The sequence below is a fragment of the Nocardioides terrigena genome (assembly GCF_003047265.1).
Taxonomy (GTDB): domain Bacteria; phylum Actinomycetota; class Actinomycetes; order Propionibacteriales; family Nocardioidaceae; genus Nocardioides; species Nocardioides terrigena.
Genome location: NZ_PZYY01000003.1, coordinates 46,654 through 64,620, shown reverse-complemented (window position 1 = coordinate 64,620; position 17,967 = coordinate 46,654). Strand labels below are relative to the sequence as shown.

The 17,967-nt window shown below is 73.2% G+C and carries 18 protein-coding genes and 1 tRNA gene; 11 read left to right on the top strand and 8 right to left on the bottom strand.

What is annotated here, in order from left to right; all coding sequences use genetic code 11:
- The first annotated feature begins 16 nt into the window (after positions 1 to 16).
- From DAE25_RS07035 to DAE25_RS07020, 4 genes are all read left to right on the top strand, one after another.
- Positions 17 to 1,495 (top strand): DUF1800 domain-containing protein, encoded by a 1,479-nt coding sequence (locus DAE25_RS07035; RefSeq protein WP_159083621.1) that lies wholly within the window; start codon positions 17 to 19, stop codon positions 1,493 to 1,495.
- A 6-nt stretch (positions 1,496 to 1,501) separates the two neighbouring features.
- Positions 1,502 to 2,752, top strand: coding sequence for a DUF1501 domain-containing protein (locus tag DAE25_RS07030; protein ID WP_107765517.1), 1,251 nt, complete (start codon positions 1,502 to 1,504; stop codon positions 2,750 to 2,752).
- 87 nt (positions 2,753 to 2,839) lie between these two features.
- Positions 2,840 to 2,913: transfer RNA gene (locus DAE25_RS07025), tRNA-Pro, on the top strand.
- Between the two features lie 131 nt (positions 2,914 to 3,044).
- The gene (locus tag DAE25_RS07020; protein ID WP_234410906.1) at positions 3,045 to 4,373 is read left to right on the top strand and encodes an ankyrin repeat domain-containing protein; all 1,329 of its coding nucleotides are present in this window, start codon (positions 3,045 to 3,047) and stop codon (positions 4,371 to 4,373) included.
- A 116-nt stretch (positions 4,374 to 4,489) separates the two neighbouring features.
- Here DAE25_RS07020 and DAE25_RS07015 read toward each other — a convergent pair whose 3' ends face one another.
- On the bottom strand, positions 4,490 to 4,669 hold the full coding sequence (locus tag DAE25_RS07015; RefSeq protein ID WP_107765516.1) for a hypothetical protein: 180 nt from the start codon (positions 4,667 to 4,669) through the stop codon (positions 4,490 to 4,492).
- A 280-nt stretch (positions 4,670 to 4,949) separates the two neighbouring features.
- Between DAE25_RS07015 and DAE25_RS07010 the strand changes: the two genes are divergently transcribed.
- From DAE25_RS07010 to DAE25_RS06995, 4 genes are all read left to right on the top strand, one after another.
- Complete coding sequence (locus DAE25_RS07010; protein WP_159083620.1) at positions 4,950 to 5,732, top strand: polysaccharide deacetylase family protein; 783 nt, start codon at positions 4,950 to 4,952, stop codon at positions 5,730 to 5,732.
- A 1-nt stretch (position 5,733) separates the two neighbouring features.
- A complete protein-coding gene (locus DAE25_RS07005; protein ID WP_107765514.1) occupies positions 5,734 to 6,336 on the top strand; it encodes a glycosyltransferase in 603 nt (200 codons plus the stop codon).
- Positions 6,337 to 6,409: 73 nt separating this feature from the next.
- Entirely contained in the window at positions 6,410 to 7,264 is an 855-nt protein-coding gene (locus tag DAE25_RS07000; RefSeq protein WP_199907473.1) for a class II glutamine amidotransferase, read from the top strand.
- Positions 7,265 to 7,366: 102 nt separating this feature from the next.
- Entirely contained in the window at positions 7,367 to 8,209 is an 843-nt protein-coding gene (locus DAE25_RS06995) for an SDR family NAD(P)-dependent oxidoreductase (protein WP_199907472.1), read from the top strand.
- Positions 8,210 to 8,234: 25 nt separating this feature from the next.
- Here the strand turns inward: DAE25_RS06995 and DAE25_RS06990 are convergent, their stop codons facing one another.
- Positions 8,235 to 8,801 (bottom strand): GNAT family N-acetyltransferase, encoded by a 567-nt coding sequence (locus DAE25_RS06990; RefSeq protein ID WP_199907471.1) that lies wholly within the window; start codon positions 8,799 to 8,801, stop codon positions 8,235 to 8,237.
- Positions 8,802 to 8,874: 73 nt separating this feature from the next.
- On the bottom strand, positions 8,875 to 9,789 hold the full coding sequence (locus DAE25_RS06985) for an NAD-dependent epimerase/dehydratase family protein (protein WP_107765511.1): 915 nt from the start codon (positions 9,787 to 9,789) through the stop codon (positions 8,875 to 8,877).
- A gap of 34 nt (positions 9,790 to 9,823) precedes the next feature.
- Here DAE25_RS06985 and DAE25_RS06980 point away from each other — a divergent pair, with 34 nt between their 5' ends.
- Positions 9,824 to 10,480, top strand: a complete 657-nt coding sequence (locus DAE25_RS06980) for an SDR family oxidoreductase (RefSeq protein ID WP_107765510.1) — start codon at positions 9,824 to 9,826, stop codon at positions 10,478 to 10,480.
- Here the strand turns inward: DAE25_RS06980 and DAE25_RS06975 are convergent.
- Positions 10,468 to 10,818, bottom strand: coding sequence for a DUF2200 domain-containing protein (locus DAE25_RS06975; RefSeq protein ID WP_107765897.1), 351 nt, complete (start codon positions 10,816 to 10,818; stop codon positions 10,468 to 10,470). The two genes, DAE25_RS06980 and DAE25_RS06975, sit on opposite strands and share 13 nt — an antisense overlap.
- 25 nt (positions 10,819 to 10,843) lie before the next feature.
- Here DAE25_RS06975 and DAE25_RS06970 point away from each other — a divergent pair, with 25 nt between their 5' ends.
- Positions 10,844 to 12,094 carry a sulfatase-like hydrolase/transferase gene (locus tag DAE25_RS06970; RefSeq protein ID WP_107765509.1) on the top strand — a complete coding sequence of 417 codons (1,251 nt, stop codon included), beginning with the start codon at positions 10,844 to 10,846 and terminating at the stop codon, positions 12,092 to 12,094.
- Positions 12,095 to 12,096: 2 nt separating this feature from the next.
- Here the strand turns inward: DAE25_RS06970 and DAE25_RS06965 are convergent, their stop codons facing one another.
- Entirely contained in the window at positions 12,097 to 13,767 is a 1,671-nt protein-coding gene (locus DAE25_RS06965) for a bifunctional 3'-5' exonuclease/DNA polymerase (RefSeq protein ID WP_107765508.1), read from the bottom strand.
- Between the two features lie 314 nt (positions 13,768 to 14,081).
- Between DAE25_RS06965 and DAE25_RS06960 the strand changes: the two genes are divergently transcribed.
- The gene (locus DAE25_RS06960; protein WP_234410905.1) at positions 14,082 to 15,026 is read left to right on the top strand and encodes a DMT family transporter; all 945 of its coding nucleotides are present in this window, start codon (positions 14,082 to 14,084) and stop codon (positions 15,024 to 15,026) included.
- 1 nt (position 15,027) lies between these two features.
- Here DAE25_RS06960 and DAE25_RS06955 read toward each other — a convergent pair whose 3' ends face one another.
- From DAE25_RS06955 to DAE25_RS06945, 3 genes are read right to left on the bottom strand one after another with little or no spacing between them, the layout of a single operon-like run.
- Positions 15,028 to 15,801: an MBL fold metallo-hydrolase gene (locus tag DAE25_RS06955; RefSeq protein WP_107765506.1), complete on the bottom strand. Its 774-nt coding sequence runs from the start codon at positions 15,799 to 15,801 to the stop codon at positions 15,028 to 15,030.
- A gap of 5 nt (positions 15,802 to 15,806) precedes the next feature.
- On the bottom strand, positions 15,807 to 16,310 hold the full coding sequence (locus DAE25_RS06950; protein WP_159083619.1) for a hypothetical protein: 504 nt from the start codon (positions 16,308 to 16,310) through the stop codon (positions 15,807 to 15,809).
- A gap of 4 nt (positions 16,311 to 16,314) precedes the next feature.
- Positions 16,315 to 17,964, bottom strand: coding sequence for an alpha/beta hydrolase (locus tag DAE25_RS06945; RefSeq protein WP_107765504.1), 1,650 nt, complete (start codon positions 17,962 to 17,964; stop codon positions 16,315 to 16,317).
- Positions 17,965 to 17,967: the final 3 nt, after the last annotated feature.

Genomic DNA, 17,967 nt, shown 5'->3' with positions numbered 1-17,967 from the left:
CCCTAGCCTCGTCCACGTGCCAAGGAAGAAGGGGCGGAAGCCCCGGGACAAGAAGCGGAAGAAGCCGTCGACCGACGTCCTCTCCGGTGCCGAGCGACACCTCGTCACCCGCTTCTCCTACGGCCTGACCAAGGACCTGGTCCGCGACGTACGCCGCCGGGGCGCCGACGCCTGGTTCGCCGAGCAGCTCTCGCCCGGGAAGGTCGGCGACGCCCCCGGCCAGGAGGTCGACGGCTGGTGGCCGTCGCTGGGCCGCTCCCCGCTGGACCTGTGGCAGCGCACGCAGAGCGAGGTCGAGCCGGGCTGGATGGTCATGGAGGACTACATGCGACGGGCGCTGGTGCGGCGGGTGAGGTCCCGCCGCCAGGTGCTCGAGGTGATGACGGAGCTCTGGGAGAACCACTTCCACGTGCCCGTTGCGGCGGACGGCGTCTTCACCCACCGCGTGGCGTACGGCGACGCGATCCGCTCGCGGGCGCTCGGGAGGTTCAGCGACCTGCTGTTCACGGTGGTGACCCACCCGGCGATGGGGATCTACCTGGACAACGCCACCTCGACCGCGTCGCGGCCCAACGAGAACCTCGGTCGCGAGCTCCTCGAGCTGCACACGGTCGGTCGCGGCCTCTTCAGCGAGGCGGACGTCAAGGACTCGGCCCGAATCCTCACCGGCTGGCGCGTCGACGTGTGGAAGACCTTCGCGGCGTCGTACTCCCCCGAGGACCACGCGACCGGTCCCGTGACCGTGATGGGCTTCAGCGACCCCAACCGCTCCGCCGACGGGCGTGAGCTGACCCGCCGCTACACCGACCACCTCGCACACCACCCGGCGACGGCGAAGCGTGTCGCCCGGCGGCTGGCGGTCAAGTTCGTGCGCGACGAGCCTCCGCAGGCCCTGGTCGACCAGCTGGCCAGGGTCTACCTCCAGCACGACACCGCGATCGTCCCGGTGCTGAAGGCGCTCGTCGCCTCGCCCGTGTTCAAGGCCTCGCGCGGCACCAAGGTCCGCGACCCCGCCGAGGACGTCGTGGCGACCTACCGGGCCCTCGGCGTGAAGCTGCGCCGTCCCGCCACCCAGGACTCCGCCGCCGAGGCGATCCTGTGGCAGACCGACGGCCTGGGCGGACGGCCCTTCTCGTGGAGCCGTCCCGACGGAGCCCCGATCACCAACGCCGCGTGGGCCTCGGCCGGCCGGATGGCGGCGTCGTTCGGCATGCACTGGGCGATGGCCGGCGGGTGGTGGCCCAGCAAGGACGTCTCCTACCGCTCCGCGCGCTCGTGGCTGCCGGGCAAGTCCGTGCGCTTCGACGACCTCGTCGACCACCTCGCGGAGCGGATCCTCTTCCGTCCGGCCAGCAAGCAGCTGCTCAAGGCGTGCTGCCAGGCCACCGGTCTGCGCCCGGGCACGAAGATCACGAAGTCCCACGAACTCGTGGAGTGGGGCATGCCCCGCCTGCTCGCCACCCTGCTCGACTCCCCCGCCCACATGACCCGGTGATGTGACATGACGACCCTCCAGGACTGCTGCACCGAGTTCGCCCAGAGCCGCCTGTCCCGCCGCACCCTGCTCGGCACGGCGGCCGGCGTGGCCGGCCTGTCGGTCGTGTACGGCGGCGCCGAGGTGCGCGCCTCGGCCGCGGCCTCCAGCCCCGCACCGTCGGTGCTCGTGGTGGTGTCGATGCGGGGTGCCGCCGACGGCCTCTCCCTCGTCGTCCCACACGCAGACCCCGTCTACTACGCGGCGCGGCCCGGCATCTCGATCGCCGCCGACCAGCTGCTGGCCCGCGACGGGATGTTCGGCCTGCACCCCTCCCTGGCGCCCCTGCTCCCCCTGTGGCAGTCCGGTCGCCTGGCGGCCGTGCACGCCACGGGACTACCCGCCGCCAACCGCTCGCACTTCTCGGCCATGGAGGAGATCGAGGACGCCAGTGCCGGCTCGTCGACCCGCGTCGGCTGGCTCAACCGGCTCATCGGCCTCGACGCCCTCACCAGCCCGGTGCAGGGCATCGGCCTCGGCAGCGGCGTCGTACCCACCTCGCTGGCCGGCCCGTCACCCGCGATGTCCGCCTCCTCCCTCGACAAGCTGACGATCCCCGGTGAGGAGGACGGCCACGCCGCGCGGCGCCGGGCCAGCCTCAAGACCCTGTGGGGCTCCGACCGGTCCGTGCTGGGGACGGCGGCCCGCGACACCTTCACGGCCGTCGACACCCTGGCCCCGGTGGTGGCCGGCTCGTCGACCCCGACCGGCGGCGCGACCTATCCACGGGGCGACCTCGGCGACGCGCTCGCCCACGCCGCGCGCATCATCCGCGGCGACGTCGGCGTCCAGGTCATCACGGTCGACCAGGGTGACTGGGACATGCACACCGGCATCGGGACGCTCGAGTGGGGCAAGCTCAAGGACCACGCGGCCACCTTCGCGTCGGCGCTGGCGGCGTTCTTCGCCGACATCGGGTCCTTCGGCGAGAAGGTGACCGTCGTGTGCCTGAGCGAGTTCGGCCGCCGGGTCGCGGAGAACGCCAACTACGGCCTCGACCACGGCCACGGCAACGTGATGTTCCTGGCCGGTGCGGGTGTCCGCGGTGGCCGCTACTACGGCACGTGGCCGGGCCTCGCGCACGGCGCGGACGCCGACCTGACGGTCACCACCGACTACCGCAGCGTGCTGACCGAGGTGGTCCGGACGCGTTTCGGAGCCGACTCCAGCCGGGTGTTCCCGGGCTTCGTCGGGCCCTCCCTCGGCACCATGGCCTGACGCCTCGCCGCACGCCCGACCTGATTGTCGATCGAGGCAACTGCTGGGGTAAGGTTTCGCTCGCCCATCACGCAGGTGATGGGTGTTCGGGCTGTAGCGCAGCTTGGTAGCGCACCTGACTGGGGGTCAGGGGGTCGCAGGTTCAAATCCTGTCAGCCCGACCGAAAAAATCGCCTGTGACCTGCGGATCCGCGCAGGTCACAGGCTTTCCACGTGGCTCGCGCTCACGACTCTGTGACGCCCGGACGAAGAAGACGCCCCAGTCGTGCTGAGTGGATGGCAGCATCGGTGCATGCTCCGATCAGTGATCGTCGTGACCACGACGCTCGTTGTGCTCGCGGCGTCAGGCTGCGCGACGGACACGGACGACGCGACAGGGGACCCGGCGGCGTCGACCCCGTCAGCCGCGTCGACGAACGAGGAGCGGACGACGCCCCCCGCGACGCCCGAGCCGACCCTCAGCGCGACTCCCGAGAAGGATGAGACCGTGCGCGACCTCTCCCCCGACCCCGAGCAGCAGGCCGCACTGGACGAGCGGCTGCGGGACGCCGCTTGGGCCAACGACGTCCCCCTGGCACGACGCCTCGTCTCCCAGGGGGCCGACGTCAACGCCAAGGACCAGACCGAGCAGTCGGCCTACCTCATCGCCACCAGCGAGGGACACCTCGACCTGCTCCGCCTGACACTCCAGAACGGCGCAGAGGTCGACGACAAGGACAGCTGGAACGGCACCGGGCTGATCCGCGCCGCCGAACGCGGGCACGGACTGGTCGTCGGCGAGCTGCTCCGGGCCGGCATCGACCGCGACCACGTCAACCGGATCGGCTACCAGGCGATCCACGAGGCGATCTGGCTAGGCGAGGACACGCCGTCCTACGCCACGACCGTGCGGGTGCTTGCGGCGGGCGGCGTACAGCTCGACCACACCTCGCCATCCGCGGGTCTGACCCCGCTGGAGATGGCTGCCGAGCGGAGCTACCCAGGCCTCGAGCTGATCCTGCGGACGATGACGACCACTGATCGGCCCCACGACCCGGACGCCACGCTGCTGCGGGCGGCCGAGGCCGGCGACCCCGACACCGTCGCCGTCGCACTGCGAGCCGGCGCCGACATCGAGGCACGCGACGAGCGCGACCGCACCGCCCTGCTCCTGGCCTCCGCGCTCGACCACGTCGCCACCGCCGAGCTCCTCGTCGCCATGGGCGCCGACCCGGACGCGCTGGACGACCGCCACGACACCCCCTGGCTCGTCACCGGCGTCACCGGGAGCGTGGCGATGCTCGAGGCACTCCTGCCGGCGCACCCCGACCTGACGATCCGCAACCGCTTCGGCGGGTTGTCCCCGATCCCGGCCAGCGAACGCGGCCACGTCGACTACGTACGACGCGTCGTCCAGACCCCGGTCGACCTCGACCACGTCAACGACCTCGGCTGGACCGCCATGCTCGAAGCAGTCATCCTCGGCGACGGGGGACGCAGGCACCAGCAGATCGTGCAGATCCTTCTCGATGCCGGCGCCGACCCCACGATCCCCGACAGCGACGGCGTCACCCCACTGCAGCACGCCCAGCGCCGCGACCACGACCGACTCGCGTCCATCCTGCGCCGCCACACACCCTGATCCCCACCGGTCCGCGGCCCTGGCTGCGCAGGTCGTAGATCGTCCGGGCGCTCCGCGGAGCCGGGCCGCCTGCTTCCGGTCCAGGCCGTCGTAGCGGCTCGCGTCCACAGAACCTGTCACTCGACCAGACCGGCGTCCGTGGTCAGCTCGACATTGGCCCAGACGTCGTAGCCGAGAGGCTCCAACCGGTCGATGATGGCGTGCCGCACCGCGTCCTCCTCCGAGACTGCCCAACCCTCACCCACCACGAAGACCACCTCGAGGCAGAGCCGATCTCCGAGCTTGGTCGCAGCCACGCGCGGGTCCGGTAGCCCGAACGCCTCCTGGACGTCGCGTGGTCGTCGCGTGGTCGTCGCGTGGTCGTCGCGGCCTCGTGGGCGGCGACGTCGTGGTGTGCACCCTGGTGTCCCCCATTCTGGTGGTCCTGAAGCGCTTCGCTCGTGCAGGTGTGACGTCAAGCCCAGACTGACGGGACACCGGCGGATCTGAGGGGGGCGCGTGGACGAGCACGTCACCCCTACCCCCGTCCGGACGCGGCGAGCCAGCACGCCGGCCTCCGCGCGAACGCCCGTGCTGATGTACCACAGCGTGGCGGCCACGGCGTCGCTGTCGTTCCGGACCTTCGTGACCGACCCTGCTGTCTTCCGGGAGCACATGGCGGCCGTGGTGGACGGCGGCTACGAGGCGACGACCGTGAGCGACCACGTCTCCGGGTCGCGCACCGAGCCGGGCGGCCGGGGCGTGGTGCTGACGTTCGACGACGCGTTCCAGGACTTCCACACGACCGTCCTGCCCGTCCTGGCCGACCTGGGCCTGCGCGCGACGCTCTACGTCCCCACGTCGTACGTCGGGGGGACAAGCCGGTGGCTGCAGCCCGACGGCGAGGCGGACCGACCGATGATGTCGTGGTCCGCCCTCGCCGAGGCCGCTGCGTCGGGAGTGGAGATCGGCAGCCACAGCCGGACGCATCCCCAGCTGGACCGGATCCCGCGCGACCGGGTGCGCGCGGAGGTGCGCGACTCGAGGAGCCTGCTCGAGGACCGCCTCCAGCAGCAGGTCCGGAGCTTCGCCTACCCGTTCGGCTACCACGACGGGTCCGTCAAGCGCGCGGTCGCGGAGGCCGGATACCTGTCCGCCTGCGCCGTGCGGGACCTGCCCAGCTCGACCGACGACCCGTTCGCGATCAGTCGCCTGACCGTCACCCACGACACGGGCGCGGCCGCGCTGCTCGAGCTCGTGCACCGCCGGAGCGGTCTGCTGGACGAGGTCCGGTCGGCAGCCCGGGCGCGGGTCTCCCGCGCCCTGCGCCGGGTGGGAGCCAGACGCCGCCACGCTGCGGCATCGTGGGACGAGGACTGACATGGCGACACCTCCCGCGACCACAGCTCGAGAACCAGCAGCGTCGTTGCTGCTCGTGACCGTCGGCTCCGACCACCACCCGTTCGACCGGCTCATCGACTGGGTCGACGGCTACCTCGACTCCCGGCACCACACCGACCTGCGCTACGTCTCCCAGCACGGGGCCGCGCGTCGACCGCGGCTCGGCGAGCACCACACGTTCCTCGACCACGACCGGCTCCTCCAGCTGCTCGGGGAGGCGTCCGCCGTGGTCTGCCACGGCGGACCGGGCACCTTGCTGGAGAGCCTGCGCTGCGGTCGCATCCCGATAGCCGTGCCCAGGCAGAAGCACCTCGGCGAGGTCGTCGACGACCACCAACGGGCCTTCTGCGAGTTCCTCGCGCAGCGGCAGCAGGTCCTGCTCGCGGACACCGAGGCGACGCTTCACCAGCTGCTGGACCGGGTGCTGGGCGCCCCCGGTGCCTTCACGGCCCGCAACCCGACGTACGACACCGAGCACGCCGCGACCATCGAGAGGTTCGCGGAGCTGGTCGACCACTGCCGCCCGGTCGGGAGAGGCCAGCTGCTCACCTCGTGGCGACCGCGCCGGCCCGGGAGGGTGTGACGTCCCAGGACGCACCGGTCGGGAGTTCATCCACTCCGGATGAGGCGCAGCGCCGCTTCCCGCCGGAGCATGGGTGACGACCAGGGAGGTCGACATGTGTCGTTGGCTGGCGTACTCGGGGTCTCCGGTGTCCCTGGAGGACCTGCTGTTCAAGCCCAAGAACTCGTTGGTGGTCCAGAGCCAGCACTCCAAGCTGGGGGCGACCACGACCAACGGGGACGGCTTCGGGGTGGGGTGGTACGGCGCCTCGGCCCGTCCGGGCGTCTTCCGGAGCATCGAGCCGGCGTGGAACGACCGCAACCTGCGGGAGCTGTCCGCCCTGGCCAGCTCACGACGGGTGTTCGCGCACATCAGGGCGTCGACGGGCTCGGCCGTGCAGCAGACCAACTGCCACCCGTTCCGGTACGGCAACTGGTTGTGGATGCACAACGGAGTGCTCACCGGGTTCCACGCGATGAAGCGGGACCTCGCGATGGCGGTGGAGCCGACCCTGTTCCCCGAGATCGAGGGGTCCACCGACTCGGAGATGCTGTTCTTCCTGGCGCTCACCTTCGGCCTGGCCGACGACCCGCCCGCGGCGGTGGCCCGGGCGGTCGGGCTGGTCGAGGCGACCGCCCGGACGCACGGCATCGAGTTCCCGGTGCAGATGACCGTCGCGACCACCGACGGCGACACGACCTGGGCGTTCCGGTACTCCAGCGAGGGCCGGTCCCGTTCGTTGTTCCACAGCACCGACGTGTCGACCCTGCGTGAGCAGCATCCCGACAACCCGGTGCTGCACGCGCTGTCCGAGGACTCCCGCCTCGTGGTCTCGGAGCCCCTGGGAGACCTGCGGGGCGCCTGGCGCGAGGTGCCCGAGTCGTCGGTGCTCACCGTCCACGGGGACGGGGAGCAGCTGAGCGACTTCGCCCCCATCGACCCCGGGTAGCCGGCCCGACAGCGCCCCGACCGGGGCACCGACCCCAGCAGCGCGATCCGGTCCGCAAGAGGCACGTCCGGAGCGTGCCGGTGCCCCGCCTAGGCTCACGGCATGACGGATCAGACGATGGCGGGCCGCACGGTCCTGGTGACCGGGGCGAGCGACGGGATCGGGGCCGAGGCCGCGCGGGTGCTCGCCGGGAAGGGCGCGACGGTGCTCGTGACCGGACGCTCCGCCGACAAGCTGCGCCCCGTGGCCGAGGCGGTCGGCACCGAGCCGCTGGTCGCCGACTTCGCCCGTCTGGACGACGTACGACGCCTCGCGTCCGAGGTGGGCGAGCGGGTCGAGAAGCTCGACGTGCTGATGAACAACGCGGGCGGAACCATCTCCCCGAAGAAGCGGACCGCGGACGGCCACGAACCCAACTTCCAGGTCAACCACCTCGCGCCCTTCCTGTTGACCAACCTGCTCCGGCCGCAGCTCGCGGCCGCCGGCTCGTCGCTGGTCGTCAACACCTCGAGCGTGGGCAACCTGATCGGCAAGATCGTGCTCGACGACCTCGACTACGAGCACCGGCGGGCGATCGAGTTCCCCGCCTACGGCACTGGCAAGCTGATGAACATCGTCTTCACCCGCGGCATCGCCCAGCGCTGGACCGACGACGGCATCGTGTCGGTGGCGGTGCACCCCGGTCCGGTGGGCAGCTCGTTCGGCCGCGACTCGTGGCTCGTCGGCCTGCTCTACCGCTCACCCCTCAAGCGGTTCGCCACTATCAGCGTGCCCGAGGGCGCGGCCCCGCTGGTCGCCCTCGCCGAGCGCGGGCCCGACCCGGCCGTCAACGGGCGCTACTGGAGCCAGCACAAGGCCGACGGCCGGGAGCACAGGCAGGCCAGCGACCAGGCGATCATCGACGGCCTCTGGGAGCGTTCCGCCGCGCTGGTCGGCCTGGCCTGAGCCGGCTCGCCGCGGACGAGGCGGGTCAGACCTCGGCCCGCATCACCCAGCGCCACTTCGCAATCTGCCGGTCCCGGACGAACCCGAAGCCGGCGTAGAGCTCCTCAGGGCCGGTGTGGAGGTAGGCGCCACGTTGCGGCGGGCGGTCGACGGTCTGCTCGGGGTACGCCTCGACGACCCCACCCCCGGCCGCCCGGATCGCGTCGAGCGCCCCGGCGACGGCCGCACTCGCAACCCCGCGTCCGCGGTGCTTGCTGCCGGTGAAGATGCAGCCGATCCGCCACCGGGGCGGCTCGGCGGCTCCCTGGGCGTACTTCGCCGCGTTCTTGATGTGGGGCAGCTCGGCCGGCGACCCGTACTGGCACCAGCCCACGCACTCGTCGCCGTCGTAGACCAGGACCTGGTGCACCGAGCCGCGCTCGGTGTGCGTCCGCTTGGCCGCCCTGTTGGCGTCGGGGCTGTCGCCGAAGCCTTCGGGGTGGAAGCCCATGCACCAGCAACCGCCCCACACGCCGTTGTGGGCCTCGACGAGCCCGGCGAAGTCGTCCCACGTCTCGCTCGTCAGCGGCCTGGTCGTGTAACCGTCGGACACCCGTCGCTCCTCGAGGCTCGGCACTCGGTGGTCCGACAGTAGCCACGACTCCGGACGGGGAGCGTCCGCTCCGTCAGTGCAGACCGGCCTCGAGCTCGGCCAGCGCCTCGGCCAGGCCGGTCCTCGGCGACCATCCCCAGCGACGGGCCCGGTCGGCGACGATCCGCCCGGTCCACGCGGGACCGTCCTCCCACACAGGCTCGACGCCGAGGGCCCGGGTCACGGTCCCCAGGTAGTCGCGTTGCGTGGCCACCTCGGCGGCCACGTTGACCGCCGTGCACCCGCCCGACACCGGTCCGGCCTCCGGGTCGTCGGACGTGGCCACCGCCCCGACCGCGACGTCCGCGGCGAGGGCGGCCAGGTCGTCGACGTGGACCCAGTTGAAGGGCTGCTCGGGGATCGCGCGGCGCGCGCGTTCGTCGTCGCGGATGTGCGCCGGGCGCACCGAGTTCCAGACCGACGTCTCCCCCGGCCCGAGGATCGCCGGCGGCCGCAGCAGCACCCGGGTGGGGCCCTCGACCTCGGCCAGGGCGAGGTCGACGTCGCGCTTGACCACGGCGTAGTCGCCGGCGTCGTCACCCGCGAGGGCGCCGTGCTCGCCCACGTCGCCGAGCCCGGGGGTGCGGTCGTAGACGGCGGCGGTCGAGACGTGGACGAGCCGCTCGACACCGGCGTCCGCGGCGGCCCGGGCGATGGCGAGCGTCCCGTCGAGCCCGACCGTCCGCTGGCTCTCCCCGTCCCCGCCGAGGGGATGCACGGTGGTGACGAGGGCGTCGGCACCGGCGACCACCTCGGCGGCGTACGACGGGTCGGCGAAGTCGCCGACCCGCTCCTCGACGCCGGGGAGGTCCGGCGCGGTGCCGGCGCGGCGTACGACGGCACGCACGGTCGCGCCGCGCTCGCTGAGGGCGGCGACGATGCGGCTCCCGACGAGGCCGTTGGCGCCGGTGACGACGACGGACGAGGGGGACGAGGTCGGGTCGGTCATGGCCCCACGATGTCAGGCGGAGTAGAACGTCTCCATGAGCAGGCCAGTGATCGTCGTCGTGGGTGCCGGTCCGGGGGTGAGCGGGTCGGTGGCCCGCCACTTCGCCGACGAGGGGTACGACGTGGGGTTGCTGGGGGTGGACCGGCGAGTGCTCGACGACCTCACCGCCGACCTCGAGGGCCGCGGCGCCACCGTGCTGCCGGCGCAGGTCGACATCACCGACACCGACGCTGCCACGGCGGCCGTCCGGGCAGCGGGTGAGGCGTGGGGTCGGATCGACGTCCTGCACTTCAACCCCAGCGCTTACCGGGAGAAGGATCCGCTGGAGCTCACCGTGCCCGAGCTGCTCGAGGACGTCGCGCTCGGCGTCGGTGCCCTGCTGACCGCCGTACAAGCCGCGCGACCGTTCCTCGCTGCCGGCAGCCGGATCAGCGTCACCGGGTCGATGGCGGCCGACCGGCCGTGGCACGGCGCGGCGTCGCTCGGCGTGCAGAAGGCCGGGGTGCGCAACCTCGTGCACAGCCTCGACGACGCCCTCGCACCGGAGGGGATCCGGGCGGTGTCCGTCACGGTGCGGGGCACGCTGGCGCGGGAGGGTGCGTTCACGCCCGACCGGGTGGCCGACGCGATCTGGCGCGCGGTCACCACGGGCGAGGAGGAGTGGGCCAGCGAGGTGCCCTACGCGGGCTGATTCCGGAGCACCTTCTCCATGGGGCGGCCCTTCGCCACCTCGTCCACGAGCTTGTCGAGGTAGCGGATCTTCTGCATGAGCGGGTCCTCCACGTCCTGCACCTTCACCCCGCAGACGCTGCCCGTGATCGTGGAGGCGAGCGGGTTGAGCCGGGCGTCGGCGAAGAAGTCCTCGAACGTCGTGCCCGCCTCGAGGTGGTGGGCGAGTGCCGCCTCGTCGAAGCCGGTGAGCCACTCGATCACCTCGTCGAGCTCTGCCTTGGTGCGGCCCTTGCGCTCCACCTTGTTGACGTAGTGGGGGTAGACCGACGCGAAGCTCGTGGTGAAGATCCGGCTCATCCACGAGAGCGTAGTCTCGCGCCACATGGCCGACAACGTGCTCTGGATCATCAGTGACGACCAGCCCCGCTCGACCCTGCGCAGCATGGACCGGACGTGGGCGCGCCTGGTCGAGAAGGGGGTCCGCTTCCGCCGCGGCTACACGGCGATGCCGTGGTGCGGGCCGGCCCGTGCCTCGATCCTGACCAGCCGCTACCCGCACGACCACGGCTGCCCGGACAACCAGACGCACCAGCCCTTCGTCGCCCAGGGGCACGACCGCGACACCGTCGCGACCCGGATCCGTGGGGCCGGCTACGACACCGGCTACTTCGGGAAGTACATGAACGGCCTCGGCGAGGACCCGGAGTACGTCGCTCCCGGCTGGGGCCGCTGGGTGGCCACGGTGGGCAAGCGCGGGCAGGTCAACGTCGACGGTGAGCTGCGCGACCTCGACGGGCAGCGCCCGGCCGACGCCTTCGCCGCGGAGCGGCTGCGCACCTTCGTCGAGCGGCACCGCGACACCGGTCCGTGGTTCGCCGTATGGGGGCCGTCGATCCCGCACGACCCCTACCGACCCAGTGCCGAGCACCGGCACGACTTCGACGGCGTCACCTGGGACCCGCCGGCCCTCAACGAGGCCGACATGTCCGACAAGCCCAGCTGGCTGCGGGGCCTGCCCGCGCAGGACCCGGACCGGATGAGGGACGTCCGCGAGGGCAAGCTCGAGGAGCTCCAGGACCTCGACGACGAGATCGGCCGGCTGCTCGACGTGCTGTGGCGGACCGACCAGCTGAGCCGGACGTGGGTCTTCTTCGTCTCCGACAACGGCTACCTGCTCGGGGAGCACCGGCTCCTCCGCAAGGAGCAGCCCTACGAGGAGTCCGCCGGGATCCCGTACGCCGTGCGGGGGCCCGGAGTTGAGCCCGGCACCTCGGGCGCGTTCGTGTCCCAGGTCGACCTGATGCCGACCACGCTGGACATCGCCGGGCTCGACCCGGACGCCGGACGCGAGCTCTCCGGCCGCTCGATGCTGCAGCCCCTGAGGACCGGCGACTGGTCCTCGTGGCGGCGCCGGCTGCTGGTGGAGAACACCAACCTCGACTGGGCGATGCTGCGCGAGGGTTCCGAGGCGTACGTCGAGCACCACGAGACCGACGAGTGGGAGCTCTACGACCTGGCCGCCGACCCGCACCAGCTCGCCAGCATCGCGGACGCCGACGTCACGGAGCAGTCGGCGCTGGTCACGCGGATGCGGCAGGCCCGGGGCCGCGCCCTGCGAGACCTGGAGGAGTAGCGCTACTCCTCCGCCGGGCCGGCGTGCGGCGTCGCCTGCGCGCCGGGCTTGCCCGCGTCGGCGTACGACTGCACGACCGAGACGTTGAGCGGGAAGTCGATGCTGAGGTCACGGAAGAGCAGGCCCGCGGCGGTCGAGGCCGCCTCGGCGGCATGGGCGGCGACCCGGTCGGCCAGCACGACCGGGGTGTGCACGACGACCTCGTCGTGGAGGAAGAAGACCAGGTGCGGCCGGTCGACCAGGCTCCCGGCGCCGCCCAGGCCCCACAACCGGTTGCGCAGGTCGGCGATCCAGCACAGCGCCCACTCGGCACCCGTGCCCTGCACCACGAAGTTGCGGGTGAAGCGCCCGTAGGCCCGGCGGAGACGAGCCTGACCGTCGGGATCGGGCGGGCCGTCATCGACGACCCGGTCCCACACCTCGCCGAGGCCGGGCGACCCCCGGCCCAGCAGCGTGCGCACGACCTGGCCGTGCTCGCCGGCCCGGGCCGCGGTCTCCACGAGGCCGAAGGCATCCGGGTAGCGCCGGGTGAGGCCCGCGACCATCCGGCCGCTCTCGCCGCTGGTCGCGCCGTACATCGCGCCGAGCAGGCCGAGCTTGGCGTCGTTGCGGCTCGCCACCGCGCCGTCGTCGACCATCCCCTGGTAGAGGTCCGCGCCGCGGGCGGACCGGGCCAGCGCGCGGTCGCCGCTCATCCCGGCGAGCACCCGGGGCTCGAGCTGGGCGACGTCGGCCACCACGAAGGTCCAGCCGTCGTCGGCCACCGCCGCGGGTCTCACCTGCACCGGGAAGGACAGTGCTCCCCCGCCGTTGGAGGACCAGCGTCCGGTGCTGGAGCCGGCCGGCTGGTACGACGGACGGAACCGGCCGCCGCTGACCCACTGGTCGATCCACGACCACCCGTTGGTCTGGAAGAGGTGGGCCAGCTGCTTGTAGCGCAGCAACGGCTCGATGCCGGGGTGGTCCAGCGCGCGCAGCGAGGAGGCCCGGGTGTCCGCGACCTCCAGGCCGGCTCTGCGCAGCGCGGTCAGCAGCTCGGGGCGCGAGTCCGGGTTGAGGCCGGGCGCGTCGAGGGCCCGGCGTACCTCGGCGACCAGCGCCTCGAGCCCCTGCGGTCGGGCACCGCGGGGCGGCCGCGGCCCGAGGAGGTCGCTGAGCAGGCGCTCGTGCACGTCGACGCGCCAGGGCACGCCGGCCCACGTCATCTCGGCCGCCACGAGCGCCCCCGCCGACTCGGCGGCGAGCAGCAGCCCGAGGCGGGCAGGCTCCCCGGACGCGGCGACGGTCGCCCGCTGCCGGGCGTCCTCGACGTCGGCGCGCAGGTGCTCGGCCGTGTCGTCCACCGAGAAGAGCGTGGGGTGCGAGGGTGTGCTCGGGCCCAGCCGGTCCCAGTGCTCCGCGTGCTCACCCTCCATCAGCCGCTGGTCGGCCGCCGGTGCGCGCCGCAGGATCCGTCGCCCGAGCCGCAGGTCGTGGCAGCGCGCGACCCTGACCCCGGCGGTCAGCAGCGGCGGGTACCACCGGGCCGTGTCGTCCCACACCCAGCGGGGCGCGTCGGCCTCCCGCTCCGCGACGTACGCCGGGAGGTCGGTCAGGGCGAGCTCGCGCTCGACGTCACCGTCCACGACGAGCACCCGCTCCTCCGGCAGGCGCGAGAGCGAGACCCGGGTCATCGGGCCCGCCTCACCACGGGCGGGACGAGGCGCTGCCCCGCACCCGCTCCGTCATGGCCGCGAGCGTGCCACACAGGACCGACGCCGCGTCCGCGGGCACAGCACACCTCTCCGGGTGTGCGGTCGCGACGAGTGTGCGCGCAAGCACCCGTTGCCCGGCGCAGGTGGTGCTTCCACGCACACTCGTCACGGATAGGGGCGCACCGTGTGCCGGTCTGGTGGAGCTCAGCGCGGGTCGCGGCCTCGGGCGCCCGGCCGTGCCGAGGCGCGGTCACACGAGATCCGGCGGTCCGGCCCTCGATAGGTTGAGCCGCGTGAGCGTGGAGACCGGGACCGGGCAGCGCAGCGCCCGGATCGGCCTCCTCCAGGTCTGCGCGGCCGGCGTCCTGTGGGGCACCGGAGGGCTCGTCGTGACCCTCCTGCACGACCGCGACGGCCTGGGGGCGATGACGGTCAGCGCCTGGCGGATGGCCCTGGCGGCCGTGGCGCTGGTCGCCTTCGCCGCGGTGACGCGCCGCACCCGCACCGTCGTGGAGACGATGCGCACGCACCCGGTGCCGGCTGTCGTGGTCGGCTGCGGCACGGCGCTCTACCAGGGCCTGTACTTCGTGTCGGTCCTGCTCGTCGGCGTCAGCGTCGCGACCGTCGTCTCGCTCGGGCTGGCCCCGGTCCTCGCGGCGGCCTGGGAGCACCTCGCCGCCCGGACCCGCCCGTCGCGGCGCGAGGTCGGCGTCCTGGCCGCCGCCCTGCTGGGCCTCGTGCTCATCAGCGCGTACGCCGGTCACGGTGCCGGACCGGCCGCGGACCGACCCACCCTCGGGCTGCTCCTCGCGGTCGCCTCCGGGACGACGTACGCCGCGACGACGGTGCTCGCCCACCGGCTCGCCCAGCACGATGACCCGGTCGCCCTCACCACCTGCGCCACGGGCGCCGGCGCGGTCGTGCTCGCACCGTTCCTGGTGGTCGCGGCGGCCACGCAGCGCCCCGTGATCCCGACGGACGCCGGGTCGTGGGCTCTGCTGGTCTACCTCGGTGTGGCCACGATGGCGCTGTCCTACGGGCTGTTGTACGCCGGGCTGCGCACCACGTCCGGCTCGGCGGCCACCGTGGCCACGCTGGTCGAGCCCCTGTCCGCGGCCGCCCTGGCCGCGGTGGTCCTGGGCGAGCGCCTCGCCTGGCCCGCCCTCCTCGGCGGCGCGCTGATCCTCGCCGCCGTCGTCGCGCTCCGGCCGACCGAGGAGCAGCCGGTCCCGGCGTGACTCAGGGGCCGCCGAGCGTCACCGACCCGCCCACGTCGAGGACGACCGCCCGGCAGTCCGGCGCCTCGCGGGCCAGGGCCTCCTCGAAGCGGGGACCGGCCGCATCGATCCAGCCGCGCGGGCGGTTGGCCCCGGCGGGGACGTGGAGCGTCTTCCAGTGCACGGGGACCGCCGCCCGCGCACCGCTCACGCCACAGGCGACGGCTGCCTCGTGGGGGCCCATGTGGCCGGGCGACAACCGGGGCCCCCACCCGCCGATGGGTACGACGGCCAGGTCGAGCGCCGCGCCGGCCATCTCGGGCAGCCGCTCCATCGCGGCATGCAGGTCGGTGTCGCCGGCGATCCACACGACACCGGAGGGTCCCCGCACCAGGTGCCCGTGCGCGGCGTTGGGTCGGTGCGGCATCGGTCGCGAGTGGTGCACCGCCGGCACGAGCCGGACCGTGACGTCGCCCGCGTCACCGACCGGCACCCACTCGTCCTCCGAGAGACCCCACCCGTTCAGGCCCTTGCCGTCCACCCAGGGGACGTTCTGCGCGCCGGTCAGCACCGGCACGTCGCCGAGCATCTTGAGCGACGCCACCTCGGCGTGGTCGTGGTGCAGGTGCGAGAGGAGGACCGCGTCGGCTCCTTCCCACGTCGCCCGGGCCGGGGCATCACCGCGTCGCCGCAGGATGCCGTTGTGACGCCTGAGGAGGGGGTCCGCGACCAGCCGCACCCCGTCCATGTCGAGGACGACGGTCGCGTGGCCGAGCCAGGTCAGGGTGATCGTCATGGCGCTCAGTCGAACCTCAGGCCCAGGGCCCGGCCGAGCCGGGCCGCGGCGTCGTCGGGGACGTCGGCGTACAGCAGGGTCACCCCGCCACCGGCGAGTCCCCGTTCGACCACCGGCCTCACGGTCTCGGGGTCGGCCGTCCCCGAGAGCACCATGAGCGTCGAGTGCCCGGGGGCGAGGTGGTCCACCACCTCGAGGAGGAAGGTCGGCGTGATGCCCGTCCCGTCCAGCACGGCGGCCAGCCCCGCCAGCGTGCCGGCGGAGTCGTCCGGGGTCCCGTCGGGCGCCAGCCGGCGGAAGAGCCCGGCCAGCACGGAGTGGTCGCCGACCGGGGACGACATCCGGGGGCGGACCGGGGTCATCCGGGGCTGGTGCGCACCCTGCACCCAGGTCACCGTGATCGCGTCCAGCACCTCGAGGGCCTCCAGGTCCACGAGCGTGCGCAGGCGCACCGCTCCCGCCCGGGCCCCCAGGGGAGTCTGGTACTGCCACGCCGTCAGGGTCGCCATCACATCACTGCTCGCGCCTGAAGACCTGTCGGAGCGCCTCGGCGTCGTCCTCGTCCAGGTCGTCGATCCCCAGGACGGCCGCCCAGCCGTCCACGTGCTCGCCGCTGAAGTTGTGCCCGTGACCGGGCGTGGTCGAGAAGCCGAGGGCGAGGTCGACCGAGACCTGCCAGAAGGTGACGAGCGGGATCCAACGGGTGTCCTCGAGGACGTCGCGACCGCGCGGTTCGTCGAGCCAGTCGGGCTTGCTCAGGATCAGGTCGGGGCTCCACCAGGTGACGGGGTCCGACGCGTGCTGCATGTAGAGGACCCGGGTGCCCGGCCACTCCGTCGCCGGCTCGATGGAGCGCGCCGGCAGGGTCGTGAAGCGGATCGTGCGGCCTGCGAGGTAGACCGGCTCCACCTCCGTGCTGCCGGAGTCCCGCCCCTCGACGAACTCACGGTAGAGCGGGTTGAAGTTGGGCGGCCCGACGAACAGGGCGCCGTCGAGCCGGTTGCGCAGGTCGAACTCCCCGCTGAACGCCGTCTCTCCTCCGAAGGACCCGAGGCTCTCACCGAAGACGAACAGTCGCGGTCGTTCCTCGGGCGGCATGCGCGACCAGCGCTCGTAGACGGCGTCGAAGAGTCCGCGACCAGCCTCGCGCGCCTTCTCCTGGTCGACCAGGAACGAGAGCCAGGACGGGAGGTGGGAGTACTGCATGGAGACCACGGCCGAGTCGCCGCGGGTGAGGTACTCGAAGCTGCCGGCCGCGCTCGGCTCCACCCACCCGGTGCCGGTGGCCGTGACGACGAGGAGGCTCTCACGCTCGAAGCCGCCCGCCCGCCACAGGTCCCGGACAGCCAGGTCGGCGCGCTGCTCGGTGTCGTCGGCCGACGACAACCCGGCGTAGATCCGGATCGGGTCCAGCGCCGGCTCCCCGTCGTGGAAGGCAGAGATCTCCGCGCTGGTGGGCCCGCGGCCCGTGAACGACCTGCCCTCCCGGCCGAGGGTGTCCCACTCCACCAGTGAGCCCGGCCCGCCCGACCGCAACCCGGTGCTCGGCTGGGTGGCGCCGTCCGGTGTCGAGCCGTCGAGGGTCGCGTAGACGCGGTCGGCGAACCGCATGGACGCGTCCCACAGCACGCCGCTGGCGAGGAGCACCGTCACGGACACCAGCGCCAGCAGGCCCGTCGCCCGCGCGGCCCGCTCGCCCATGCGTCGGGCGAGCCAGGTGGACACCCGTCGGTACAGGTCGCCGATGGCCCGGCCGAGGGCGACCAGCAGCACGAAGACGGCGCCCCCGACCAGGGGCACGAGCAGCGTCGCCCAGGCGCTCTCCGGCTCCGCGTCCACGATCCGGCTCGCCTGCACGTGCCATCGCCGACCCACCAGGGTCGCGCCCACGAGGGCCAGGACGGCGACCACCCGCCACGCCCGACGGGACCGCTCCGACGGCTGGCGCGGCCCGCGGTCGGCGAACTCGCGCCACACGAAGGCGCCCAGCACCCCCAGCCCGTAGCCCAGGGCCGCGTCGATGCCGACGACGGCCCCCTGGAAGGCCGCGGGCCGGGGCAGGAGGGACGGGGTGAAGGACAGGCACGCGAGGACCAGCGCCACCCAGAGTCCGGGCAGCGTGTAGTCCCCCGCCCCGAGCCTGCGGACGCCGGTCCCCGGCACGGG